The organism is Microbispora bryophytorum (assembly GCF_006874465.1).
GTDB lineage: Bacteria > Actinomycetota > Actinomycetes > Streptosporangiales > Streptosporangiaceae > Microbispora > Microbispora bryophytorum.
The window spans coordinates 128,886-154,972 of the sequence record NZ_VIRL01000012.1; the positions used below are offsets into that span (position 1 = coordinate 128,886).

The window sequence follows — 26,087 nt, forward strand, 5'->3', positions numbered from 1 at the left end:
CCTCAGACGTGCGCGTGGTTGCGGGACCCCGCGCGCAGCACGTCCAGGCAGGCGACCAGTGACCGCGTGGTGATGTCCCTGGTGCGGGCGTAGGCCTCCTCCGGATACTGCCGCGGGCCGTCCTCCACCAGCATGATCAGGTAGAGGTAGACCCGATAGAGGGCGATCCGGACGCGGGCCGCCTGGTCCAGCCTCACCGGGCCGGCCTCCTGCCGGTAACCTGCGAGCATCGGGTCGTCCTCGCGCAGTTCGTCGAAGATGGTGGGGGTGACGAAGTCGGCGAGCGGGTCGCCCCAGAACGCCCTCTCGTGGTCGATGAGCGCCTGGACGCGCCTGTCGCCGTCCAGGAACACGTTGCCCGGCCATATGTCGAAGTGCACCAGTGACGGGGTGGTGACCTGGTCGAGGACGTGCGCGTTCATGTGGACGAGCCCGACGATCTCCAGGATCGTCGCGGGGAGCGGGGTGTTGAAGTGGACCGCGTCGTCCAGCAGGGCCCCGATCATGACGAGGAACGCCTCCCGCCACGTCCTGCCGGTCAGCCCGGCGTACGGGTAGCCGAAGACGCCCGTGCCCGGGATCGTGTGCAGGCGGGCGAGGTGGCGGCCCAGCTCGAACCGCAGCGCGCTCTCCTCCGCGGAGCTCAGCGACGTCCGGTTCCATGGCACCCCGTCGAGCGCGGACAGGATCAGGAGGTCGCCGCCCAGCAGCGGGTCGTCGAACGACGCCTTGAGCAGGGTGGGCATCGGCAGCCCCGCTGGCTGGGCGAGCTGGTAGACCATGGCCTCGGTGCGCAGCAGGTGGCGCTCGTAGGCCAGCAGCCGCAGGTCGGGCGGCGGCCCGAGCTTGAGCACCACCTGACGTCCGTCGTCCAGGCCGAGCCGCCAGACGGAGTTGGCGAAGCCGTCGGTGAGCTCCTCCGACGAGATCACCCCGCAGCCCAGCGCCTCGCGGGTGACCTCGTCGAGCTGGGCGGGGGACAACCGCCTCTTCGTCTTGCTGTCCATTCACCCTTCCAATGACGCAGTGGTGACCGCGATGGTCCACGTGGCCTCGTGCTTGTCCCCCGGCTGCAAAACGATCAGATCGGTGCCCGAGTTGAACGCGTCGGGCGGGCACGTCATCGGCTCCACGGCCAGCCCCCGGTGGCCGAGCCCCGTGCCGGTGCAGATCTGGACCCACGGCATCACCGCCGGGTCCCAGGTGAGCTCCACCCCGCCCTCGGGCCCGAGCACGCGCACGCGCCCCTCCGTCACGCCGGCGAAGGCGTGGTCGACCGCGGTGTCCCCGATCACACGCGGCGTCGTGAAGTCGTACGGCGACCCCGCGACCTCCACCAGGTCGGTGGGGGCGAGCAGGTCGTCGGTGAGCAGCACCCGCCCGGCCGGCAGGCTGAGCGTGTAGGCGGTGACGTCGGGCCCGGCCAGCAGCCACGGGTGCGGCCCGCAGCCGTACGGGGCCGCCGTCTCGCCCACGTTCTGCGCCGTCAGCGTGGTCGACAGGCCCTCCTCGGACACCGCGTGCCGCACCTCGAGGGCGATCCTGTGCGGGTAGCCCTCGGTGGGCTCCACGACGTGCGTCAGCCGTACGTGGCCGTGGTGGTCCTCGACGGACAGCAGCTCCGCGCACTTCCAATCGAGCTCGGCGACGAGGCCGTGCAGGGAGTGGCCGCGGTCGGGCTCGTTCACCGGCAGGTGTCGGCGCTGCCCCTCGAAGACGTACGTGCCGCCGACCACGCGGTTCGGCCACGGGGCCAGGACGGTGCCGCTGAAGTAGGGGACCGGCCCGCCTTCCGGCCAGCTCGCCACCAGATCGCGGCCCTCGTGGGTCAGCGCCCGGAGCGCGCCGCCCCGCTCGCTGACCGTGGCCTGGTATGCGCCGCCGGCAATCGTGTAATCGGGCACGGGGGAGTCCTCTCGCTGACGCGACGTCAAGAAGCGGGTCATCTGACGGTATGCAGGGACTTTATCCCAGCTCATCGCCCTTGATCCAAGGGGGGTCGGAGCAGAGTGGGAGCGCTCCCACTGCGAGTAAAGTTAAGTCTTTTCGGCTGACGCGTCAACTTATTCGCGGGATTATCGCGTAGATCGGTCTAACGGCACTGATTTGCCGCAAACCTGTTCTCGTATGCACGTGCATGGGCAGCCGCCCACCATTGCGCGCTGAAAGTTTCAGCGGTTATGGGCAGCCGTGCGTCGCACCGCCGCGCGCCGAGGACGCGGGAACGCGAATAGGCGCGGGCGGGTGAGAACCGCGCCCCGGGAACGGCGGCGGAAAGCCACCGGCCCGGTTCGCGGCCATCGGGCCCTGTTCATCGGGCCCTGTTCATCGGGCCCTTTTTCCTCAGGGCTCGTCCTCGGGCCCTGCGGGCCCGCAGGGGTCTCAGCGCAACTCGCCGCTCTTCGCGACGTCGCGGTACCACAACGCGCTGTCCTTGGGAGTGCGCTGCTGCGTCGCGTAGTCCACGTACACGATGCCGAACCGCTGGCTGTACCCCTCGGCCCACTCGAAGTTGTCGAGCAGCGACCACACGTGGTAGGCCTCGACCTGCGCACCGGCCTCCATGGCGCGGTGCGTCGCGCTCAGGTGATCGCGCAGGTACGCGATCCGCCGCTGGTCGCGGACGCGGCCGTCGGCGTCGATCCCGTCCACGGTGGCCAGGCCGTTCTCGGTGATGATCATCGGCACGCCGGGGTAGTCCCGCTGCACTCGTACGAGGATGTCGTGGAGGCCCTCGGGGTAGATCTCCAGCCACTCGGCCTGGGCCCGCTCGTGCCGGAAGACCCGCTCGCCCTTGCCGTCGACGAAGACCGGTGTGTAGTACTGCACGCCGAGGACGTCGATGGGCTCGCTGATGACGCCGAGGTCGCCGTCGAGGATGTGGTCGGCCATCGGGCCGCGCTCGGAGATCCAGCGCAGCGTGTCCTCGGGGTAGCGGCCCTTGAAGACGGGGTCGAGGTAGAGCCGGTTCTCCAGCCCGTCCTGGTGGTGGGCCGCCTCGCGCGCCTCCGGCGTGTCGTCCGCCGGATAGGTGGGGTGCAGGTTGAGCGCCGGCCCGATGCGGCGTCCGGGGTGCCGCTCGTGCAGCACCCGGGAGGCGAGGCCGTGCGCGAGCAGCAGGTGGTGGCAGGCGACGAACGCGCGCGCGTCGTCCTTGAAGCCCGGCGCGTGGCTGCCGAAGCGGTATCCGCAGTCGACCACGGTCTTGGGCTCGTTGATCGTCAGCCAGTCCCTGATCTCCAGGGCGTCGTAGCAGATCTCGGCGTATTCGGCGAAGCGTTCGGCCGTGTCCCGGTTCTCCCAGCCCCCTCGGTCCTGCAGTTCCTGCGGCAGGTCCCAGTGGAAGAGCGTGGCCATCGGCCGGACGCCGCGTTCGGCCAGCCCGTCCACGAGCCGGCGGTAGAAATCGAGGCCCTTCTGGTTGGGCTTGCCCGAGCCGGTCGGCTGGATCCGCGGCCAGGCGATGGAGAAGCGGTAGCTCGCCAGGCCCAGATCGGCGATCAGGTCCAGGTCCTCGTTGTAGCGGTGATAGTGGTCGGCGGCGTGCTCACCGCTGTCACCGTCGCGTACGTTGCCCGGGACCGCGCAGAACGTGTCCCACACCGAGGGTCCGCGACCGTCCTCCGTGGTCGCGCCCTCGATCTGGTACGCCGCGGTGGACGCGCCCCAGACGAAATCGGCCGGAAACCGTGCGGGTGAGTTCATGGCTTCATCCATTCTCGCTGAGGAAACGCGCGGGTGATTCGAGCGCCGTGCGGAGTTCGCCGAGGAACTCCGCGGCATCGCGGCCGTTGATGAAACGGTGGTCGTATGCAAGCCCTATGGTGGCGAACCTGCGTACGGCGAAGCCCGAGCCGTCTTGCACGACCTCCGGACGCGGCGCGGTCAGCGACAGCGCGCACGTCTGGCCGGGGAAGACGATCGGGACGGCGAACACGATGCCGTCGTTCGTGTGCAGGGTGAGCGTGATGGCGCCCCCCTGGAGGTCGCGTTCCCGGAACGACCCGGTGAGCGCCGTCTTGCGGAAGCCGACCAGGTCGGCGGCGATCTCGGCGAGCGGCCGGTTGCCGGCGTCGCGGACGACCGGTATGAACAGCCCGCGGCCCACGTCGACCGTCACGCCCACGTCGGCGGTGGCGGCCCTTCTCGCCCGCGGGCCGGGGCCGGGCGCCGCGAAGAACATGGGGAAGCGGTCGAGCAGCCCGCCGGCCGCCTTCACCACCATCTCGGGCAGGCCGACCAGGGTGCGCAGCCGGCGGGTGAGGTCGCGGGCGAGCGACAGGACCTCGGTCACGTCGACGTTCATCGCCGTGAAGGCGGCCGGGATCTCGCGGAGGGACCGCTCGACGACCTCGGCCGTCCGCTGCTGCGCCCGCGACAGCGTGATCCACTGTGCGTCGTCGTCCCCCGCCGGGGCGTCGCCGGTGACGGCAGGGGAGACGGCGGGGGAGGGCTCCTGCCCGCCGAGCAGTTCCTCTACGTCGGTCCGCCTGATCACCTTGCGGCCGAGGGCGTGCACCCGCTCCATGGGGATGCCGTGCTCCTCGATCAGTTCCCGCGCGGGCGCCGTGACGATCACGCCGGAGGCGTCGCCGGGCGTCGCCGCGGTCCGCGCTCCGCCCGGGTTCCCGTGCGCGGCCTCCTGCGGGGCTTCCCGCACTGCTTCCCGCCCGGCCTCCTGCACGGTTTCCTGCACGGTTTCCTGCGCCGCTTCCGGGGCGGCCTCGTCCGCGCTCCCGAGCAGGCGGGCGATCACCTGCCCCGGCTCGCACTCGGCCCCCTCGGCGAGCAGCCGCCGCAGGACGCCGTCGGTGGGGGCCTCGACCTCCTCGGTCGCCTTCGACGTCTCCAGCAGCGCGATCGGATCGCCGTCCCGCACCGCCTGCCCGTCCTCGGCCAGCCACTCGACCAGGACGTACGACGTGTCGTTGTTGTTGAGCTTGGGCACCCGGAAATCGGTCACGACAGCGCCTCCCTCACCGCGGCTCGGATGCTGTCGGCCTGCACGAGCACCTCACGTTCCAGATGGGGGGCGGCGGGGATCACCCCGTCCGCCGAGTTGATCAACGTGATCGGGCGGCGCAGGCGGTCCCACAGGCGCGGATAGAGCGCCGTGGCCACCTCGGCCGCCCAGGTGCCGCCCTCGGTTCCGTCGTCCACGACGCAGACGTGCGGCGCGTCCTCCAGTCCCGGCAGAGGGGGCACGGGGTAGAGCTGGGCGGGCACCAGCAGCTCGCAGACCAGGTCGTCCTCCAGGAGCAGCGCCCGCATGGCGTCGAGCGTCCGGTGGACGAGCCCGCCATGGGTGACCAGCGTGCAGTCGGGGCGGCCCGCGCCGTCGAGGTACACCCGCGCCACGTCGTCCACCAGCTCGAACCGGAACAGGTCGTCGATGCGGAACATCTGCCGCGTGTAGAGGACCTTGTCCTCGAAGAACAGGCAGGGCCGGCCGAGCCCGAACATCCGGGCGAACAGCTCGCCCACGTCGTGGAACGGCGTCATCTCGAACAGGGACAGCCCGGGCACGCCGATGAAGTGCTTCTGCGGGTTCTGGCTGTGGGTCGGGCCGTAGCCGCGGTTGCCGCCTGTGGGGCAGCGCACCACGAGCGGCACCGGCACCGGCCTGCCGTACATCGAGGTGGACTTGGCCGCGAAGTTCGTGATCTGGTCGAACGCCAGCGCCACGAAGTCGGCGAACATGATCTCGACGATGGCCTTGTCGCCGGCCAGGGCCAGCCCGGCGCCGACCCCGGCGATCGCGCCCTCGCTCAGCGGCGTGGACCGCACGCGGGAGCCGAACCGGCCGGACAGTCCTCGGGTGATCTTGAACGCGCCGCCGTAGGGGTCGCCGACGTCCTCGCCGAGCAGGTGGACCGAGGGGTCGGACTCCATGAGATCGTGCAGCGCCTGGTTGAGGTGCTCGGAGACCCTGGTCACGCCGCTCCCCCCGACCGGGAGTGGGGCCGGGCGGAGACCTCGGCGACCACCCGCTCGACGAGCTCTCGCTGCTCGCGGTCGATTCGGGCGAACCACTCGGGATCGAGCTCGGCGTGCCGGTCGTACCAGTCGGACTCCCGCACCCGGCGGATCTCCTCCGGCGGGCGGGTGTCGTCGCCCTTGCTGTGCGGTCCGAGGCGGTGCGTGGCGAACTCGACGACCAGCGGGGACGGCTCGGCCCGCACGGCGTCGACCAGCGGGGCGAGGGCCTGCCTGATCTCGCCGACGTCGGTGGACGTGACGTGGTGGTGGCGGACGCCGAAGGCCGCCGCCCGGGCGGCGATCGTGCCGGCCATCTGCGCGGACGTGGGGGTCGACTGAGCGATGCCGTTGTGCTCGACCACGACGAGCAGCGGCACCCGCCAGAGGGAGGCCATGTTCAGCGCTTCGTAGACGGCGCCCTCGCCCCAGGTGCCGTCTCCGATGTAGGCGCAGGCCAGCGCTCCCGTGCCGGCCAGTTTCAGGCCCACCCCGGTCGCCACGGGCAGGCTCTCGCCCTGCACGCCGGTGGACAGGAAACGCCGGTGGTAGATGTGCTGGCTGCCGCCCACGCCGCCGCACAGGGCGCCCTCCCGCCCCATGATCTCGGCGAGCAGTCCGTGCGGGTCGGGATGGCGGGCGAGGAAGTGGCCGTGCCCCCGGTGGTTGCTGAACACGAAGTCGTCGTCGCGGAGCAGGGCCGAGACCGCGACCGGAATGTACTCCTGCCCGAGGCAGGTATGGGTGGTGCCGCTCAGCACGCCCTGCTCGAACAGGCGGAGCAGGGCGCGTTCGAAGTGCCGGATGAGGAGGAGTGAGCGAAGATCCCCGTCGTTGAGGGCATGCCGCGGGCTCCGGGACGGTGCAGCGGTGGCGATCACAGGTGGTCCGCTCCTGGTGCGTCTCTGGTCGAGTGCGCGCTCGACGCCGGGACCCGCTGCCAGGGACAGGAGCACCCATTCTGGGAGCGCTCCCACGCAGGGTAGGTGCGGTTAGGGGCCCTGTCAATCCCCCGTAATAGGGCGCAATTGGGAGATTAAGACCTAATTGTCCGTGATCTGCAGCAATATCCTCACATACCCCGCCTTGGGGCTAATAACGGACAGAAACTTCCATGACACTTGACGAACGAAAGGCGCGATCCCTAGCCTCCACTGCCGTGGGAGCGTTCCCACTACCGCGTCCGAAATGGGGGTCACCGGCGCGAGCGGCAGTGGATTCCGCGCCAGGCACCAGGCAGGAAATTCACCGGCGGTGATTCCGCTGCCGGATCGTTGGTCGTCCGCGTCTTCGGATCGTACCGCCGGCGTACCGGGGCGCAGAGCGCACAGAGGAATGCCATGTTCTTAATGCAAGTTTCAACCGAGGTGCCGGCGTCGTGACCCGAACCGGCCTCTCACCGGCCAAGCAGGCGCTGCTGGCACAGCGGCTCAGGGCCGGGGCAGCCGCGAAGGTCACCGTGCCGCCGCGACCGGCCGGCACCCACCCGCCGCTTTCGCACGCGCAGGAGCGCCTGTGGTTCCTGGAGCAGTACGCCCCGGGCACCACCGCCTACACCGTCGCCTTCGCCGTCCGGCTGGACGGCGGTGAGATCGACGGCGCGGCCCTGGAGCGCGCCCTCACCGAGGTGGCCCGCCGCCACGAGACCATGCGCACCCGGTTCGTCACCACGGAGGACGGCACGCCGGAGATCGTGCTGGACGACGAGCCCGTGGTCGAGCTGCGGCTGTCGGACGACCCCGCCACCGTGCAGGAGAACGTGCAGGAGGAGCTGAACCGGCCGTTCGACCTCGTGACCGGCCCGCTGCTGCGGCTGCTTCTGGTCCGGCTCGCCGCCCGCGAGCACGTGCTGCTCCTGACCATGCACCACGCCGTCACCGACGGCTGGTCGTGCGACATCGTGATGGAGGAGCTGCTCGCCCTGCACGAGGCGTACCGGACCGGGACCGACCCCGATCTCGCCGCCCCGCCCGTGCAGTACGGCGACTACGCGCTGTGGGAACGCGGACGGACCCACGAGGACGACATCCGTTACTGGCGGGAGCGGCTGGCCGGGCTGCCGCCGATCGAACTGCCGACCGACCTGCCGCGCCCGCCGGAGCAGGGTTCGGCGGGCGCCGCCCACGGCGTTGTCGTGGACCGCGAGCTGGCGGACGCGCTCACGGCGCTGGGCGGGGCGAACGGCGCGACGCTGTACATGACCCTGCTCGCCGCCTACCAGGTGCTCCTCGCGCGGTACTCCGGCCAGGACGACTTCGCGGTGGGATCGCCGGTGTCGGGGCGCGACCTGCCGGAGCTGGAGCGGGTCGTCGGGCTCTTCATCAACTCGCTGCCGATGCGGGCCGACCTGTCCGGCGACCCGACGTTCACCGAGCTGCTCGGCCGGGTGCGCGAGACGGCGCTGGACGCCTACGCGCACCAGGAACTGCCCTTCGACCGCCTGGTCGGCGAGCTCGGCGTCGAGCGCGACGTGAGCAGGTCGCCGGTGTTCCAGGTGATGTTCGCGCTGCAGAACTACCGGTCGGCCCCGCTGCGCACCCAGGGGCTGACCATGTCGGCGTATCCGTTCGAGGTGACCGCCAGCCGGTTCGACCTCGCGCTCTATCTCATGGACCAGGGCGACGGCCTGCGCGGCAACATCACCTACCGCACCGAGCTGTTCCGGCCGGCCACGATCGCGCGCCTGGCGGAGTGCTTCGAGAACCTGCTCAGGTCGATCGTCGCCGACCCCCACGCTCGGGTGTCCGACCTGGAGCTGCTCCCGGCGGCCGAGCGCGACCGCGTGCTCGGATTCGCGGGAGCGGCTCCCGAGGCGGTGGCGCCCGCGGCGGACGCCTTCGGCGGGGCGACGACGCTCCACGAGTCGTTCGCCGCGCAGGCGGCCCGCACCCCGTCCGCGACCGCCGTCGCCTGCGGCGGCGACGCCCTCACATACGCCGAGCTGGACGCCGCGGCCGACCGGCTCGCCCGGCGGCTGCGCGGGCTCGGCGTGCGGCGCGACGACCGCGTGGCGATCTGCCTGGAGCAGTCCACCGGGCTCGCGGTCGCGGTGCTCGGCGTGCTCAAGGCGGGCGCGGCCTACCTGCCGCTCGACCCGGAGCACCCGCGCGCCCGGCTCGAGTTCGTCCTGGCCGACGCCGCGGCGTCGATCGTCGTGACCAGCCCCGACCTGCGTGACCGGCTGCCCGATGGCGTCACCGCCGTGCACCTCGACGAGGAGGCGCCGGAGCCCGCCGACCACTGGGAGCCCACGGCTCCGGGCGACCTCGCGTACGTGATCTACACCTCCGGCACCACCGGGCGGCCCAAGGGCGTCGCCGTGCAGCACCACGAGGCCATGGTCTACCTCGCCGGGGTGCGCGAGCGGCTGGGCGTGGAGCCCGGCTCGTCCTTCGCCCTGCTCCAGTCCCTCGCCTTCGACTTCGGCGTCACGGTCTTCTACCTGTGCCTGATGACCGGCGGCACTCTGCACCTGGTGCCCTCGCGCACCGCCGGTCCCGAGCTGACGGAGATCTTCCGGCGGACCGCGATCGACTACCTCAAGATCACGCCGTCCCATCTCGCCGCTTTGCTCGCCGACGCCGGGCCGGACGACCTGCTGCCCAGGAAGCTGCTGCTGCTGGGTGGCGAGGCGGCCCCGCGCGGCTGGGCGGCCGAGCTCGCGGCGATGGGCCGCTGCCGGGTCGTCAACCACTACGGGCCGACCGAGGCCACCGTGGGCGTGAGCACCTACGACGTCGCCCGGCTGCCCGCTCCCGACGGCCCGGCCGAGGCGAGCGTGAGCCTGCCGATCGGCTCGCCGCTGCCCGGGGCGCGGGCGTACGTGCTGGACGAGCGGTTGCGGCCGGTGCCCGCGGGAGTGCCCGGGGAAATCTACCTCGGCGGCGACCGGCTGGCCCGCGGCTACCTGAACCGGCCGGGCCTGACAGCCGACCGGTTCCTCCCCGACCCGTACGGCCCGCCCGGGTCGCGCATGTACCGCACCGGCGACCTCGGCCGGTGGTCCGGCTCCGGCGACCTGGAGTTCCTCGGCCGCCGCGACCTCCAGGTGAAGATCCGCGGCTACCGGGTCGAGCTCGGCGAGGTCGAGTCGGTGCTGGCCGACCATCCGGACGTCGCCCAGGCCGTGGTCGAGCCGCGTGGCGAGCAGCTCGTCGCCTACCTCGTCCCCGCCGTCCCCGCCGCCCCCGCGGCCGGGAACGCGGAGAACGAAGTGGACGGCGCGCGGCCGGACACCGCGGCGGTGCGCGCGTGGCTGGCCGACCGGCTGCCCGCGTACATGATCCCCTCGCGGTACGCCTGGCTGGACGAGCTGCCGCTCAAGTCGCACGGCAAGGTGGACCGCTCGCGGCTGCCCGAGCCGGAGGCCGACGTGGCGGCGGCCGAATACCTCCCCCCGGCGCCCGGCGCCGAGGAGGACGTGGCCCGCGTCTGGGCGGAGGTGCTGGACGTCGAGCGCGTGGGGGCGCTCGACGACTTCTTCGCCCTGGGCGGCCACTCGCTGCTGGCGATGCGGGTCATCGCCCGGCTGCGCAAGGCGCATCCGGACCGGCAGATCACGGTGCTCGACGTGTTCAAGCACCGCACCGTCCGCGAGCTGGCCCGGCTGCTCACGGCCGAGGGGGACGTGCCGCGCTCCCTGCTGCACCGGCTCACCCCCGCCCGGGCCGCCACCACCACCCTGGTGTGCGTGCCGTACGGCGGGGGCAGCGCGGTCGTCTACCAGCCGCTCGCGGACGCGCTGCCGGACGACTGGGCGCTCTACTCGGTCGCCGTGCCCGGTCACGAGCTGGGTGAGGAAGCCCGGCCGTTCGACGAGGTCGTGCTCGACTGCGTGGCCGAGATCTGCGAGATCATGGACAGGAACGGCGGCTCGCTGGTGCTGTACGGCCACTGCGGCCTCGGCGTCATGCTGTCCGCCGAGATGGCCCGGAGGCTGGAGGCGGACGGCCGCACGGTGGACGCGCTGTACCTCGGCGGCGTGTTCCCCTTCGCCCGTCCGGGCCGCGGCCTCAACTGGCTCGGAGCCTTCTTCGACCGCCTCACCAGCGACCAGCAGCGGGTCAACGCCCTGACCGCGGCCGGGCTCGACGTGGACGACCTCGGCCGAGAGCAGGTCAAGCTGATCGTGCACAACCGCCGCGAGGGCACCCGCGCCGCCGAGCGGTACTTCACGCGGATCTTCGAGGCGGGCGGCGGCCCGGCGCTGCGCGCGCCGGTGATCTCCGTGGTCGGCGAGCGCGACCCGGCGGCCGAGTTCTACCAGGAACGTTACAAAGAGTGGCACTGCCTGTCAGACGAGACGGCGTGCGTCGTTCTCGACGAGGCCGGGCACTTCTTCCTGCGCTACCGCAACGAGGAGCTGGCCGAGATCGTCACCGGCACCCACGCCGCCCTCGCCTCCGGGCGTACGGAGGGGATGGAACGGGACGAGGGCCGCACCTGGTGGTTGCAGGGCGTGTCACGCCGGTCCGGAACCCCGGTGGTCGAGGGCGAGATGGTCGAGGGCGAGGTGATCGAGGGCGGGGCGCAGGGCGACCCGGGCGACACGGACGGCCCGGGCGACCCGGGCGACCCGGGCGACCCGGACGGCGCGGTGGACACGCGGGTGCGCGTCGGCCCGCCGCCCAGCATGCGGCGGTTCCTCCTCATCGCGGCCGGACAGCTCGTCTCCATCACCGGCTCCGCGTTGACCGAGTTCGCGATTCCGCTGTGGATCTATCTCACCACCGGTTCGCTCGCCCGGTTCGCGCTGTTCTCCGTGCTCGGCCTGCTGCCCGGCATGCTCGTCGCCCCGCTGGCCGGTGCCGTCGTCGACAGGTTCGACCGGCGCAAGGTCATGATCGCCGGGGACGCGGCCGCCGGCGGCACCCAGCTCGCGCTCGGCCTGCTGCTGTGGACCGGCAACCTGCAGACCTGGCACATCTATCCGCTGCTGGTCTGCCTGTCCGTCGCGCTCACCTTCCAACGGCTGGCGTACGGCTCGGCGATCCCGCAGCTCGTGCCGAAACGGTTCCTCGGGCACGCCAACGGCGTCGTCCAGATGGCCACCGGCACCGCGCAGCTCATCGTGCCGCTGATCGCGGTCGGGCTGATGGCGGCGATCGGGCTGGAGGGCATCCTCGTCATCGACGTGGCCAGCTACGTCGTCGCCACGCTCACCGTCGTGCTGATCCGCTTCCCGGCGACGATGGCCTGGAAGCGGCGGGAGAGCGTGCTCTCCGAGATGATGGGCGGCATCCGCCACTCCTGGGGCAACCGGGGCTTCCGCGCGATGCTGTTCTACTTCGCAGTGCTGAACATCTTCCTGTCCCCGCTGTTCATGATGATCTCGCCGCTGGTCCTGTCGTTCGGGTCGCTGGCCGAGGTCGGCCGGGTGTCGTTCGCGGGCGGGCTCGGCGCCTTCCTCGGCGGCCTGGCCATGGCCGCGTGGGGCGGACCGCGCCGCCGCCGGCTGCTCGGCGTGCTGCTGTCGACGCTCGCCCTGTCGGTGTTCTGCCTGCTGACCGGGCTGCGCCCCGACCTGTTCCTCATCGGGGTCGGCGCGTTCGGCATGTCGCTGTGCCTCACCCTGCTGAACGGCGTCTACGCCACGATCATCCAGGTCAAGGTGCCGCAGCGGTTCCACGGCCGGGTCATCGCGCTGAACACGCTGGTCGCCTGGTCCACCCTGCCCATCGGGTTCGGCCTGGTCGCGCCGTACGGCGCGCAGGTCTTCGAGCCGCTGCTCGCCCCGGACGGGCCGCTCGCCGGCACGGCGGGCGTGGTGCTCGGCACCGGCGCCGGGCGCGGGATCGGCTTCATGTACGCCTGCTTCGGGGTGGCGATCGCGGTCATCGCGCTGGTCGCGCTGCGGATCCGGGTGCTGCGCCGGTTCGACACCGACGTGCCCGACGCCCTGCCGGACGACGTCGTCGGCTACCAGGCCCTGACCGAGCGCATCGCGGCCGCCCGCACGGACGCACAGGTGGGCACGGACGCACGGGCGGCCCGCGAACCCGAGAAGGAGCACGTATGACGGGGACGACGGGGACGATGAGGGGGCGGGGAGCGCGGGGCGTGCCCGGTCTGACCGTGCCGGAGCTGCTGCGGCTGCGCGCGGGACAGGAACCGGACGGCGTCGCGATGATCGTGGAGGGGCACGGCACGCTCACCTTCGCCGAGTGGGACCGCAGGTCGGCGGCGCTCGCCGCCGGTCTGACGGACCGGGGAGTCGCCCCGGGCGAGCGGGTGGCGCTGCACTTCGGCAGCCGCGACTGGATCGACTTCGCCGTGGCGTTCTTCGGGGTGCTCAAGGCGGGCGCGGTGGCCGTGCCGATGTCGGACCGGCTGGCCCCCGCCGAGCTGCGCTACATGATCGGGCACTGCGCGGCGTCGGCGGTGCTGCTGGGCCGGGACCTCGCGGCGCCGCCGGGGCCCGGGGAAGGCGCTGTGGAGCCGTGGACCGCGACCCCGGCGGAGCTGGAAGCCGGCTTCGGGCCGGAGACGGTGGGGGAGGGACCGCGGGTGCGGCCCGGCGACCTGGCGCAGATCCTCTACACCTCCGGCACGACCGGGCGGCCCAAGGGGGTCGGCGCGAGCCACGCCAACCTGGCCTACGGGTGCGTCACGCAGCCCAAGCACCGCAGGTTCGCCCACTCGCGCCACCTGCTGCACGCCTTCCCGATCGGCACCAACGCCGGCCAGACCATGCTGATCAACGCGCTGGACGCCCGGCCGACCGTGCTGACCCCGGCGAGGTTCACCCCGGGCCGGTTCGCCCGGCTGATCGAGACCTACCGCCCCGGCACGGTGTTCCTGGTGCCCTCGATGGCGATCGAGCTGCTCGACGCCGGGCTGCACGAGCGGCACGACATGTCCGGTGTGGTGCTGCTGGGGTCGGCGGCGGCCGCGCTTCCCCCCGCCCTGTCGGAACGTCTGTCGGGGGCCTTCCCGAACGCGACCGTGACGAACTACTACACGTCCACCGAGGCCGCCCCCGCTCAGACGATCATGATTTACGACCGGACGCGACCGGCCGCGCTGGGGCGGCCGGCGTTCGGCGGTTCGCTGCGCATCACCGACGAGGAGGGCGACCCGCTCCCGCCGGGGGAGACCGGCGAGGTGTGGATGCGCTCGCCCACCGCCACCCGGTCCTACTACGGCGACGCCGAGGCCAGCGCCCGGTCGTTCCGCGACGGCTGGGTGCGCATGGGCGACGTCGGATACGTGGACGCCGACGGCTACCTCTACCTCGTCGACCGGGAGAGCGACGTGGTCAAGACCGGCGCGTTCAAGGTGTCCACGCTCCAGGTGGAGGCCGCGCTGCATGAGCACCCGGGGATCGCCGAGGCGGCCGTGTTCGGGCTCCCGCATCCGGTGCTGGGCTCCGTGCTGGGGGCCGCGGTCGTGCCCAGCTCGCCGCGGTCGCCGGGACAGCAGGAGGGCCGTGGGTTGTCCGAGGGCCCCGGGTTGTCCGAGGGCCCCGGGTTGTCGGAGAGCCCCGGGTTGTCGGAGAGCCCCGGGTTGTCGGAAAGCGAGGTGCGTGCCTTCCTGATGGACCGGCTGGCCTGGCACGAGCTGCCCGAACGGATCCTCGTGGTCGACAGCCTGCCCAGGAACCAGTCAGGCAAGGTCATCAAGAAGGAGCTGCCCGCGCTGCTGGGCGGCTCCGTGATCAGCACGACGGAAGGCAAGTGAGATGTCACCGACACTCGTCGGCGAGGGGGAGCAGGCGTCCCTCGCACAGCACGGCATGTGGATAACGGAGCAGATGGGCTGCGGCGGCCGGGTTTACCACATGCCGCTGGCCATCCGGTTCGACGGCCCCCTCGACGTGGACCGGTTGCTGGCCGCCTGCCACGACGTGGTCCGCGCGCATCCCCAGCTGGCCGCGGCCCTGGCGGAGCGGGACGGCGTGGTGCGCCTGCTGCCCGGCGCCGTGCCGCCGCCCATCGGTTTCGAGGACGTCTCCGGATTCGAGGACGCAGGGCGGGAGCTCGGCGAGCTGGTCGATCGTGAGACGGCGCTCGCCATGAACCTGGCGACCGGGCCGACCGCCAGGTTCACGGTGTTCCGGCTCGCGCCGGAGCGGCACCTGCTCGTCTTCGTCGCCCACCACGCCGTCTTCGACGGCATGTCGAAGGACATCCTGGTGCGCGGCCTGGCCGCCGCCTACGCCGGGCTGCCGTCGCCGGCCCTTCCGTTGACGTACGGCGAGGCCGTCGAGCGGGAGAACGCGCGGGTGACCGAGCTGCTCGGCGACGCCGCCGGGTTCTGGCGCGGCCGCTGGCAGGACCGGCAGGACCTGCGGCTGCCGGGGCTGTCCGGGGTCTCGACCCGCGCCGCGGACGGCGACGCGGTCGACTTCGCGCTCCCCGCCGATCTCGCCGTCGCCGCGGACAAGATGGGCGTCACCCGGTTCGAGCTGGTGCTCGCCGCCGTGCACACCCTGCTCGCGGCGTACGGCAACGAGGATGCGGCGGTGGCCGTCGACCTGTCGACCAGGACCGAGGAGACGCGGGGCCTCATCGGCCTGTTCGTGAACGAGCTGCCGGTGCCCGCCCCGGCGCCCGGCGGGAAGTTCGCCGAGTTCGCCCACTCCGTACGCGACGAGTTGCGGGCCACGTATCGGTTCCGGGAGGTGCCGCTCGCGCGTGCGGTCGGCGGCGTGAGCCCGCGCACCGCGCTGACGCCGGTGTCGGTCAGCTACCGCGGACGTGACGGGAGCGCGCCGGAGTTTCCCGGCGTCGAGGCGTCGGTGGACTGGATGGCGTTCAACCGCGCGGTGCGCGGCACGCTGCACCTGCAGGTGGTGGACGCGCCGGACGGCGTCGCGGCCCGGCTGCAGTTCAACCCGCTCGTGTTGAGCCGTTCGGGCTGCGAGACCGTCGCCGAGCACCTGCTCGCCCTGCTGCGGGCGCTGGCCGCCGCTCCGGACGCCGCCGTGGCCGACCTGCCGCTGCCGCCCCCCGTGGCCGCCAGCGTGGTCGGCGGCGCGGCCGAGCCGTCCTTCGCCCGGGCCGGGGAGGCGGACGCCGCGCCGTACCTGGCGGAGGTGGGCGAGATCTGGCGCGAGGTGCTCGGCATGCCGGAGATCGGTCCTGACGAGGACCTGTTCGACCTCGGCGGGCACTCGCTGTCGATCACTCAGATCATTGCGAAGGTGCGCGAGCGGATGGACGTGGAGCTGTCCTTCGACGTGTTCTTCGACGAGCCGACGATCACTGGGATCGCCGCCGAGGTCGCCCGCCTGCGGGAGGAGGCATGCTGAGGGAGCGCGTGGCCGAGCTGGTGTCGAAGGCGAGCGGAGGCGACCTGGCCGTCGCCGACATCCTGGCGGCGACCTGCAGCCTGCCGGCGCTCGGCCTCACCTCGATCTCCTACCTCCGGCTGATCGACCTGCTGGAGACCGAGTTCGACTGCGACGTCGACCTGGACGGCGGCCATCTCGACACGCTCGACGGCCTGGTCGAGCACATCGCGGGGCAGCGGAAGTGACCGCGGGCCCGCCGGCGCAGATCACCGGTCTCACGGCGCTGCCGCCGCGAACCGTGGAGTTCCGCGGCGCACGGGGCGGGCAGGCCGCACTGACCTGGGGCCAGCAGGGGATCTGGCGCTCCACGCAGTGGCTGGACGACGGCGACCCCTACTTCAACCTGGCCTGGACCCTGCCGGTGACCGGTGCGGCCGGCCTGGACGCCGTGCTGCGGGCGGTGGGCCGTCTGGTCGAGCGGCACGAGACGCTGCGCACGGCGTTCATCCGGGACGGGGAGGCCGGGGAGACCGGGGAGGCCGGGGAGGACGTCGGGCCGGACACGGTCCAGCGGGTGAGCCGGGAGGGCCGGCTCACCGTCGGCGTGTACGAGGCGGCGGCCAAGCCGATGAGCGCGGCCAAGGCGCTGGCCGCCGAGCTGGCCGCGACCGGGTTCGACTACGCGGCCGAGCTGCCGATCCGGTGCGCGGTGGTCTGCCAGAGAGGCCGGCCGCGCGCGCTGGCGCTCGCGTTGTCCCATCTCGCGCTCGACGGCTGGTCGCTGAACATGGTGGCCGCGGAGTGGCCGCGGCTGGTCGCGGGGGAGGACCTGCCCGACCCGGGCCGGCAGCCGCTCGACCAGGCCGCCTCCGAGCGGTCGGACCCGCCGCCCGGCGGTCAGGCGCTGCGGCACTGGCAGGCCGGTCTGGCGTCCGCCCCGCGTTCGATGTTCGACTTCCCGGCGAGGGAACCCGAGGAGCCGCGCTTCGTCCGGCACGGGATGGACTCCCCGGCGGCGGCCGTCGCCGCCGAGGCGCTCGCCGCCCGGCACGGCGTGACGACCTCCAGCGTGCTCACGGTCGCGAGCGCCGCGCTGCTGGCCGCCGTCACCGGGCACCACACGGTGGCGCTGCAGCTCATCGTGTCGAACCGGCACCACCCGGGGATGGAGACGATGGCCGGGCCCGCCGCCCAGGACGGGCTGTGCGTCGTCGAGCTGGGGGCCGGCACGTTCGCCGACGCACTGCGAATCGGACACCGCAGGACCATGGCGACCTACCGGAACGGGCACTACGACCCCGCGCTCGTGCTGGCCGCCCGGGAGGCGGAGGCGTGGGACCGCGGCGCCGACATCGACCTGGACGTGTTCTACAACGACGTCAGGCAAGGGGGCCGCTGGCAGGGCCTGCCGGCGGTCGATCCAGGGGACGCCGAGGCGCTCGCCGCGCTGCGGAGCCGGACCAGGACGTTCTTCGTCGGCGCCTACTCGAAGGTGAAGGCGAGGATCTTCTTCGCCACCGGCCCGGCCTCGTCGACCTGCGAGTTCTACGTGCTGGTGGACACGGCCTTCCTGCCCGGAGACGTCGCCGGGCGGATGCTCACCGGCCTGGAGGAACTGCTGGTCCGGGCGGTCACCGAGGAGGTGCCGCTGGACCGGGTGGCGAAGGTGGCGGGCCTGGACCCCGTGCGGCGCCCCGCCGGGTGGACGGCGGTCGGCCCCGACTGGGTGGACCTGAAGGAGACCGAGGCGCTGCTGCGCCGGGTGTGCGGGACCGGCCTGGCCGCGGTCGTGGTGGAGGACCCCGAAGACGGCGCCGCGGACGGGGCGGCGGCCCGGCTGACCGGGTATCTCGTCACGCGGCCTGGGCTGGACACGCCCGAGGCCGTCCACACCGCCATGATGCGCGCCGCGGCCGGCCGGACCGACGTGCTCGCCCCCCACCACTACGTCCTGTGCACGGCGCCGCCGGCCGAACCCGGCGGCTGGCCCGGCTGTCCCCGCTCGACCGAGGGCGGCGGCCGGGCCCCGTCTTCCGCAATGACCCTTTTGGAGAGGTGACATGACCGACTCCCCGATGCTCGTGGTCGTCAACGACGAGGAGCAGTACTCCGTATGGTGGAGCGACCGCGAGCCACCCGCAGGGTGGCGGGCCACCGGCTTCGCGGGCACGCGGCAGGAATGCCTGGCCCACATCGAGACGGTGTGGACCGACATGCGGCCGCTGAGCGTGCGCGACCCGGCAACGCTGAGCGCCCGGGACAGATGACCAGCGCGGAGCGCCGCGCCGCGCTGATCGAGAAGCTGGCCGGGCTGCCCCCCGAGCGCCGGGCGGCGCTGCTGCGCTCCCTCGTGGGCGCGCCGCGGGACCCCGGCGGCCAGGAGTGGCCGCTGTCGCCGGGCCAGGAGCGCCTGTGGTTCCTCAGCCGCTTCGACCCCGGTGACACCAGTTACAACACGCCCTGGTGCATGCGGCTGCGCGGGCCGCTCGACGTGGACGCGCTGACCGCGGCGTTCACCCGGATCGTGGAGCGGCACGAGGTGCTGCGGACCCGCTTCCGGCTGCGCGGGGACGCCCCCGTGCAGGTCGTGCTGCCGCCCGGTCCGGTGCCGCTGGAGAAGATCGCGCTGTCCGGCGAGGCGGACCTCGACCGGGAGCTGAAGGAGTTCGTCGAGCGCCCGTTCGACCTGGAGAACGAGCCTCCCCTGCGGGCCGGGCTGGCCGAGCCGGGCACGGACGACGCGGTCGTGTGCATCGTCCTGCACCACATCGTGATGGACGGCTGGTCGCTCGACGTGCTCCTGCGTGAGCTCACGGAGTGCTACGCCGCCGGGCGCGAGGGACGCGAGCCCGAGCTGCCGGAGCTGCCCACGCAGTACCCCCGCTTCGCGGTGCAGGAGAGACAGCGGGACCACACGCAGGGCCTGGAGCACTGGACGCGCCGCCTGGCCGGCGCTCCCACGCTGGACCTTCCGGCCGACCACCCCCGCCCGGACCGCTGGTCCGGGCGCGGCGGACGCGAGCCCCTGCTGCTGCCGCCGGAGGAGATCACGCCGCTGGAGAAGGTGGCCAGGAAGCGGCGCTGCACGTCCTTCATGGCCCTGGTCGCCGCCTACCAGGCGACCCTCTCCCTGGCGTCGGGCCAGACCGACTTCTGCGTCGGCGTGCCGGTGGCCGGCCGGCCCCGCAGCGAGCTGGCGCCGCTGATCGGCTACTTCGGCAACACGATGGTGCTGCGCGCCGACCTGTCCGGCGACCCGTCGTTCCACGAGCTGCTGGACCGCGTGCGGGAGGCGACCCTGGCCGGGATGCGGCACGCGGACGTGCCGTTCGAGCACGTCCTGGCCGCGCTGCGCGTCCCGCGCGACATCAGCAGGCCGCCGCTGTGCCAGGCCATGTTCAATCTGCACAACCTGCCCAAGGACGACCTGCTGGGGACCCGGATGGCCGACCTCGACCGGGAGGTCTACACGGTCCCGCCCAGCCACACGAAGTCGGAGGTCTCGATGGACCTGTGGCGAGGCCCGGAAGGGCTGGGCGGCGTTTTCGACTACAGCAGCGATCTGTTCGCGCCCGCGACCGCGCGCCGCCTCCTCGGCGGTTTCGCCGAGGTCGTACGGCGGGCCGGGGCCGACCCGGACGTCCCGCTGTCGGCGCTGAGCGGCACGTTCGCGAGCGTTCCCGAAGTGAAAGGTGCATGAAAGTGAGTGACGCGGTGAGCGGCGTGACCAGCCCTGATACGGCGCTCGCGCTGATCCGCCGGTGGCGTGACGCGAGCCCCGACGCGGTCGCGGTGAGCGGCGCCGGCGGCGTGCTGACCTACCGGGAGCTGCACGACCGGGTCGACCGGCTGGCGGCGCTGCTGCGCGCCCGCGGGGTCGGCCCGGAGGTCCCGGTGGGCCTGTGCCTGGAGCGCTGCCCCGGCATGGTCGTCGCCCTGCTCGCCGTGTGGCGGGCCGGCGGCGCGTACGTGCCGCTCGACCCGGGATTCCCCGAGGACCGGCTGCGGTTCATGCGGGAGGACGCGGGCATCCGGCTGGTGCTGGCCGGCCAGGGCGTCGAGTCCCGGCTGCTCGACGGCGTCGCCGACGTCGTGGAGCTGGCGCAGGACGGCGTTCCCGCCGGGGGCTGGGCGTCCGGCGACGGATCGGCTGACGGATCGGCCGACGGGCCGGTGGGTGACGTGGCGGGCGACCTGGCCTATCTCATGTACACCTCCGGCTCCACCGGCAGGCCCAAGGGGGTCGCCGTGCCGCACGGGGCGGTGGTCAACCTGCTGGAGTCCTTCGCCTCCCTGCTGGAACTCACCCCGCGCGACGCCTGGCTGGCGGTCACCACGCTGTCGTTCGACATCTCGGTGCTCGAGCTCCTCCTGCCCCTGGCCTGCGGCGCCCGGGTGGTGGTCGCGTCCGGGCACGAGACGGCGGACGGCCGCGCCCTGCGGTCGCGCGCCGTGTCCGAGGCCGTGACGATCATGCAGGCGACCCCGGCGAGCTGGCGCATCCTGCTGGAGTCCGGCGGGGTCCCCGAGAACGTCGCGACCCGGCTGTGCGGGGGCGAGGCGCTGCCCCGCGACCTCGCCGACGCCCTCCTCGACGGCGCCCCTCCCGCCGGGGGCGCCCGGCTCTGGAACGTGTACGGCCCGACCGAGACGACGGTCTGGTCGACGGCCGGGCGGGTGGCGCGGAGCGACGAGAACGGGTCCGCGGTCCCCGTCGACCTGGGCGAGCCCATCGGCAACACGACGGTGCACATCCTCGGCCCCGACGGGCGTCCCGTGCCGCCCGGGGAGGCAGGTGAGCTGCACATCGGCGGCGCCGGCCTGGCGAGGGGATACCGCGGCATGCCGGGCCAGACGGCGGCCAGGTTCCTGCCCGACCCGTTCTCTAAGGCGCCGGGAGCCCGCCTGTACGCCACGGGCGACCTCGCCGCGATCGAAGACGGCAGGCTCCGCTACCTGGGCCGGGCCGACCAGCAGGTGAAGGTGCGCGGGTTCCGGATCGAGCTCGGCGAGATCGAGACCGTGCTGCGGGCCGCACCGGAGGTGGCCGGCGCCGCCGTCGGCGTCTGCGACGGTCCCGACGGGCTCCCGCGTCTGGTCGCCTACGTCGTACGCGCGGCCGGGGAGCCCGAGGGGGCCGACCTGTGGCCGTCCCTGCGTGACCGGCTGCGCCGCGACGTGCCCGAGTACATGGTGCCGGCGCACCTCGTGGTGCTGGACGCCCTGCCGCTCACCCCCAACGGCAAGCTCGACCGCAAGGCCCTGCCCGTGCCCGAGTGGACCCGGGCGCGGAGCCGGCCGTACCGGCCGCCGTCCACCGCGCTGGAGGAGGACCTCGCGGCGATGTGGGGTGAGGTGCTCGGCATCGCGGAGCCGGTCGGCGTCGAGGACGACTTCTTCGAGCTGGGCGGGCACTCGCTGACCGCCACCCAGATCATCGCCAGGATCCAGGCGCGCTTCGCGATCAACGTGCCGATCGTGGTGCTGTTCGAGAACCCCACGGTGGCCGACCTGGCGGTGGCGATGGACCGGCTCGACGACGACGACCTGGACCTCGCCGACATCGCCGCGCTCCGCGACGAGCTCGACGGCCTCAGCGCCGAGGACCTGGCGGCCGTGCTCGACGAGATGGCGTCGGACGCATGAGGGCGCCCCTGTCGCCGGGCCAGGAGCGGCTGTGGCTCCTGCAGCGGCTGGATCCTCGCGACGCCTCCTACACCATGTACACCGTCCGCCGGCTGCGCGGCCCTCTCGACACCGGCATCTTCGAACTGGCCCTCGCGGACGTCGTGGCCCGGCACGAGGGCCTGCGCACCCGGTTCGACGAGGAGGACGGCGTCCCCTGGGCGGTCGCCGTGCCGCCGGGGGCGGCGGAGTCCCTCCCGCCGGTCGAGCGGATCCAGGCTCGCGACGAGGAGGAGGCCCGGCGGCTCGCCGCCGAGCGGGTGAACGCGCCGTTCGACCTCGCCGAGGGCGTGCCGCTGCGCGTCGCGGTCATCGAGATCGGCGCGCTGGACCACGTCCTGTGCGTCACGATGCACCACATCATCGGCGACGGCTGGTCGCTGGGGATCCTCTTCGACGACCTGGCGGAGTGCTACACCGCACGGTTGCAGGGGCGGGCGCCGAATCTGGCGCCGCTGCCGGTCCAGCCGTCCGACTACGCCCGCTGGCAGCGCCGCCGGGCCGAGCGCGCGGTGCCGTACTGGCAGGAGCGGCTGGCCGATCCGCCGCCGCCCGACCTGCCCTGCGCCGTGGGGAGCGGCGGCGTCCGCGACGAGGATCACGCGGGCTTCCAGGTCGCCCGGATCGGCAGGGAGGTCGCGGGCGAGCTGGACCGGCTCGCCCGCGAGCACAGGACCACGCTGTTCACCGTGCTCATGACGGCCTACCAGGTGCTGCTGCACCGGCACACCGGCCACACCGACGTCCTCGTCGGGACGGCCGTGGCCGGCCGCGACCGGGTCGAGCTGGAGCCGCTGATCGGCTATCTCTCGCAGACCGTCGTGCTGCGCGGCGACCTCGACGGCGATCCGTCGTTCACCGAGTTGCTGGGGCGCATCAGGCGCGAGGCGCTGACGGCGCTGAGCCGGCCTTCGGTCCCGTTCGAGCGGATCGGGCACCCTCCCGAGGCGCTGATGCCGACCATGTTCGTCCTGCACACCCAGGACATGGGACTCACCCGGCCGTTCGGCGACCTGTCCGTCAGCTTCTTCCCCGACGGGTACCGGCAGGTCAAGCTCGGCCTGTACGCCGAGGCGTGGTTCGAGGACGGCGAGATCGTCCTGTCGTTCGGCCACGACGGGTCCAGCGGATCTCCGCACGAGGCGGAGGCCGTCCAGCGGCTCGCCGACCGCTTCCTGCTCCTGCTCGAGTCGGCTGTGGCGGAGCCGCATCGCCGGATCTCCGAGCTGCGCGTCTGGACCGGCGACGACGAGGCCGACATCCACGCCATGGCCGGCGACGGCGGCGACGGCGGCGGCGCTGCCGGACCGACGGTCCCCGAGCTGATCGCCGAGACCGTCCGGCGCACGCCCGGCGCCGTCGCGGTCGTCTGCGGGGAGACCGAGGTCACCTACGGCGAACTGGACCAGCGGGCGGCGCGGCTGGCCGCGCAGCTGCGGGCGGAGGGGGTGCGCCCCGGCGACGTGGTCGGCGTCTGCCTGCCCCGCTCGGTCGAGGCGATCAGCGCGCTGCTCGCCGTCTGGCGGGCCGGCGCGGCCTACATGCCGTTCGAGCCGGACGAGCCGGAGGAGCGGCTGACCTTCTCGCTCGCCGACGCCGGGGCGACACACGTGATCACGACCCGGGCGCTGCCCGCCGGGCTCACCGCCGTGCACCCGCGTGAAGCCGGCGACCGGTGTGAACCGCGGGAGACGCGGCCGGGCGACGTGGCCTACGTGATCTCCACATCCGGCTCCACCGGCAGGCCCAAGGGCGTCGCCGTCGAGCACCGCGCCATCGCGGCCCGGATCCGGTGGATGCGCGAGGAGTACGGCCTGGCGCCCGGCGACCGCGTCGTCCAGTTCGCGTCGCTGAGCTTCGACACCCACCTGGAAGAGGTCTTCCCCACGCTCGCCGCGGGAGCGACCCTGGTGCTGCTGCCGGGCGGGGCGGCGACGCTGCCCGACGTGCTGGCCGCCCCGGGCGGGGAGCGGATCACGATGCTCGACCTGCCCACCGCCTACTGGCACCACCTGGTCGAGGAGATCGACCAGATCGCCTGGCCGCCCGCGCTCCGTCTGGTCGTCATCGGCGGCGAGCAGGCGTCCGGCGGCGCGGTGACGCGCTGGCGCGGCCGGTTCGGCGACGACGTCCGCCTGGTGAACACCTACGGCCCGACCGAGGCCGCGGTGATCGCGACCGCGACCGACCTCGGCGCGACACCGTACGGCAGGCCGCCGATCGGGCGGCCGGTCGGCGCGACGACGGTCCACCTGCTCGACGCCGCCGGGGCGCCGGTCCCGAAGGGCGTGATCGGCGAGCTGGTCGTCGGCGGTGCCGGGGTGGCCCGCGGCTACCTGCGCCGCCCGGCGCTCACGGCCGCCGCGTTCGTCCCCGACCCACTGGGACCGCCGGGATCGCGGAGATACCGTACGGGCGACCGGGCGCGCTGGGACCAGGAGGGCGCGCTGGAGTTCCTCGGACGGCTCGACGGGCAGCTCAAGGTCCGCGGCTTCCGGATCGAGCCGGGCGAGGTCGAGGCGCGGCTGCTCGACCATCCGGGCGTCGGCCAGGCGTTCGTGACGGTCCACGCCGAGGAGCTGGTGGCGTACGTGACCGGGACCGCGACCGGGGAGGAGCTCGCCGGGCACCTCGCGCGGACCCTGCCGCGCCATCTCGTCCCGACCGCCTGGGTCGTTCTCGACGCGCTGCCGCTCACCAGCCGCGGCAAGGTGGACCGCGCGGCGCTGCCCGCGCCGGTCCGGACGTCGTCGGCCGGGCACGTCCCGCCGAACACGGACGCGGAGCTGCTGGTGGCCGAGATCTGGGCGGAACTGCTCGGCGTCGATTCCATCGGCGTGAACGACGATTTCTTCACCCTGGGCGGGCACTCGCTGCTCGCGACGAGGATCGCGGCCCGGCTGCGCCGGGGGACCGGGGTGGAGGTCCCGGTCCGGACGATCTTCGAGCGGCGCACCGTGGCCGAGCTGGCGGTCGCACTGGAGGACCTGCTGGTGGCCGAGCTGGAGAACATGTCGGATGAGGAGGCCGAGCGCCTGCTCTCGTCCGCGGGCGGCTGATCCCTCTCCGCCGGAGCACGGGCCGCCGCAACGCGAGACCGCCGCGCACCCGAGGGTGCGCGGCGGTCTCGTCGTTGTGGCCTCGTGTTCGGCCGTGGTCGCCGAGGCCGCGTCAGGCGGAGGTGCGGATCACCAGGTGGGTGTCGAGGATGACGACCGGCTGCTCCAGCGGCTCGCCGTTGATCCTGGCGATCAGAAGCTGGACCATCTGCCGGCCCATCGCCTCCGTCGGCTGGTGCACGCTCGTCAGCTGAGGGTCGGTGTGCAGCGCCACCTTGGAGTCCTCGAAGCCGATGAGCGCGACGTCGTCGGGCACGACCAGGCCCTGCTCCTTCAGCACCCGCAGGGCGCCGACCGCCATCGGGTCGGAGGCCGTGAACACGGCGTCCAAATCGGGGTGGCGGGCGAGCAGGTCGCGCATGCCCGCCTCCCCGCTCTCCTCGGAGAAGTCGCCGTACGCGACGCGCTCGGTCATACCGGTGGCCAGCAGCGCGTCACGGTATCCGGCGAGACGGTCGACACCCACGCCCATGTCCTGCGGACCGGCGAGGGTGGCGATCTTGGTACGGCCCTTGGAGAGCAGGTACTTGACCGCCTGCCGGGCGCCGGCCCGGTTGTCCATGTCGACGAAGCTGTACGGGTTGAGCCCCACCGGGCGGCCGCCGAGCACGGTCGGCACGCCCAGCTCCTCCAGCCGGCCCGGCAGCGGGTCGGCGCCGTGCACCGAGGTGAGCAGCACACCGTCGACGTGCTGCCCGGTCAGGTAGTGCTCCAGCCGGTCGTGCTCGGCACGGTTCTGCGCCATCGTGAGGATGAGCTGGAGGCCGGTCTCCGCCAGTGCGGAGCCGATGCCGCGGATCAGCCCGGCGAAGTACGGCTCGTCGAAGACGCGCTGCTCCGACTCCGACACCACCAGCGCGATGGTGTCGGTCCGATTCGTCACGAGGGTGCGCGCCGCCCGGTTGGGTACGTAGCCGAGCTCCTGGATCGCCAGTAACACCGCGTCGCGGGCCCGGTCGCTCACCTTGGGCGAGCCGTTGATGACCCGCGAGACGGTGCCGCGGCCGACCCCGGCGCGTGCGGCGACCGCTTCCAGAGTCGGCCGGCCTCCGGAACGGCGGTCCCCGTTCATC

Annotated in this window: 16 protein-coding genes; 9 read left to right on the top strand and 7 right to left on the bottom strand. The window is 73.0% G+C overall.

Going from position 1 to position 26,087, the window contains the following annotated elements; genetic code table 11:
- Window positions 1–2 precede the first annotated feature (2 nt).
- The 6 genes from FLX07_RS21595 to FLX07_RS21620 all read right to left on the bottom strand — a co-directional run bounded on the left by FLX07_RS21595 (window position 3) and on the right by FLX07_RS21620 (window position 6,857).
- Window positions 3–1,007 carry a phosphotransferase family protein gene (locus FLX07_RS21595; RefSeq protein WP_142572724.1) on the bottom strand — a complete coding sequence of 335 codons (1,005 nt, stop codon included), beginning with the start codon at window positions 1,005–1,007 and terminating at the stop codon, window positions 3–5.
- Window positions 1,008–1,904, bottom strand: a complete 897-nt coding sequence (locus tag FLX07_RS21600) for an aldose 1-epimerase family protein (RefSeq protein ID WP_229689862.1) — start codon at window positions 1,902–1,904, stop codon at window positions 1,008–1,010. It lies immediately after the preceding gene.
- A gap of 478 nt (window positions 1,905–2,382) precedes the next feature.
- Entirely contained in the window at window positions 2,383–3,705 is a 1,323-nt protein-coding gene (locus FLX07_RS21605; RefSeq protein ID WP_223853660.1) for a GH1 family beta-glucosidase, read from the bottom strand.
- 4 nt (window positions 3,706–3,709) lie between these two features.
- Window positions 3,710–4,963 (bottom strand): 2-oxo acid dehydrogenase subunit E2, encoded by a 1,254-nt coding sequence (locus tag FLX07_RS21610; RefSeq protein ID WP_142572730.1) that lies wholly within the window; start codon window positions 4,961–4,963, stop codon window positions 3,710–3,712.
- Entirely contained in the window at window positions 4,960–5,937 is a 978-nt protein-coding gene (locus FLX07_RS21615) for an alpha-ketoacid dehydrogenase subunit beta (protein WP_142572732.1), read from the bottom strand. Before FLX07_RS21615 ends, FLX07_RS21610 begins: the two co-directional genes overlap by 4 nt.
- Entirely contained in the window at window positions 5,934–6,857 is a 924-nt protein-coding gene (locus tag FLX07_RS21620; protein ID WP_142572734.1) for a thiamine pyrophosphate-dependent dehydrogenase E1 component subunit alpha, read from the bottom strand. Before FLX07_RS21620 ends, FLX07_RS21615 begins: the two co-directional genes overlap by 4 nt.
- A gap of 497 nt (window positions 6,858–7,354) precedes the next feature.
- On the opposite strand from FLX07_RS21620, the gene FLX07_RS21625 reads away from it, so the two are divergent.
- Genes FLX07_RS21625 through FLX07_RS21660 form a run of 9 tightly spaced genes read left to right on the top strand, consistent with a single transcriptional unit; the run spans window position 7,355 to window position 24,954 of the window.
- Complete coding sequence (locus tag FLX07_RS21625; protein WP_142572736.1) at window positions 7,355–12,994, top strand: non-ribosomal peptide synthetase/MFS transporter; 5,640 nt, start codon at window positions 7,355–7,357, stop codon at window positions 12,992–12,994.
- Complete coding sequence (locus tag FLX07_RS21630) at window positions 12,991–14,655, top strand: class I adenylate-forming enzyme family protein (RefSeq protein WP_223853661.1); 1,665 nt, start codon at window positions 12,991–12,993, stop codon at window positions 14,653–14,655. Before FLX07_RS21625 ends, FLX07_RS21630 begins: the two co-directional genes overlap by 4 nt.
- 1 nt (window position 14,656) lies before the next feature.
- Window positions 14,657–16,228, top strand: coding sequence for a condensation domain-containing protein (locus tag FLX07_RS21635; protein WP_142572738.1), 1,572 nt, complete (start codon window positions 14,657–14,659; stop codon window positions 16,226–16,228).
- Entirely contained in the window at window positions 16,222–16,455 is a 234-nt protein-coding gene (locus tag FLX07_RS36580; RefSeq protein ID WP_167748344.1) for an acyl carrier protein, read from the top strand. Before FLX07_RS21635 ends, FLX07_RS36580 begins: the two co-directional genes overlap by 7 nt.
- A complete protein-coding gene (locus tag FLX07_RS21640) occupies window positions 16,452–18,269 on the top strand; it encodes a condensation domain-containing protein (protein ID WP_167748345.1) in 1,818 nt (605 codons plus the stop codon). The genes FLX07_RS36580 and FLX07_RS21640 overlap by 4 nt, the downstream gene beginning before the upstream one ends.
- A 1-nt stretch (window position 18,270) precedes the next feature.
- Complete coding sequence (locus tag FLX07_RS21645; protein WP_142572742.1) at window positions 18,271–18,477, top strand: MbtH family protein; 207 nt, start codon at window positions 18,271–18,273, stop codon at window positions 18,475–18,477.
- The gene (locus FLX07_RS21650) at window positions 18,474–19,910 is read left to right on the top strand and encodes a condensation domain-containing protein (protein ID WP_167748346.1); all 1,437 of its coding nucleotides are present in this window, start codon (window positions 18,474–18,476) and stop codon (window positions 19,908–19,910) included. The genes FLX07_RS21645 and FLX07_RS21650 overlap by 4 nt, the downstream gene beginning before the upstream one ends.
- A 2-nt stretch (window positions 19,911–19,912) precedes the next feature.
- On the top strand, window positions 19,913–21,856 hold the full coding sequence (locus tag FLX07_RS21655) for a non-ribosomal peptide synthetase (RefSeq protein ID WP_167748347.1): 1,944 nt from the start codon (window positions 19,913–19,915) through the stop codon (window positions 21,854–21,856).
- A complete protein-coding gene (locus tag FLX07_RS21660) occupies window positions 21,853–24,954 on the top strand; it encodes a non-ribosomal peptide synthetase (protein WP_142572748.1) in 3,102 nt (1,033 codons plus the stop codon). The genes FLX07_RS21655 and FLX07_RS21660 overlap by 4 nt, the downstream gene beginning before the upstream one ends.
- A gap of 112 nt (window positions 24,955–25,066) precedes the next feature.
- Here FLX07_RS21660 and FLX07_RS21665 read toward each other — a convergent pair whose 3' ends face one another.
- Window positions 25,067–26,086: a LacI family DNA-binding transcriptional regulator gene (locus FLX07_RS21665; RefSeq protein WP_142572750.1), complete on the bottom strand. Its 1,020-nt coding sequence runs from the start codon at window positions 26,084–26,086 to the stop codon at window positions 25,067–25,069.
- Between the last annotated feature and the right edge of the window lies 1 nt (window position 26,087).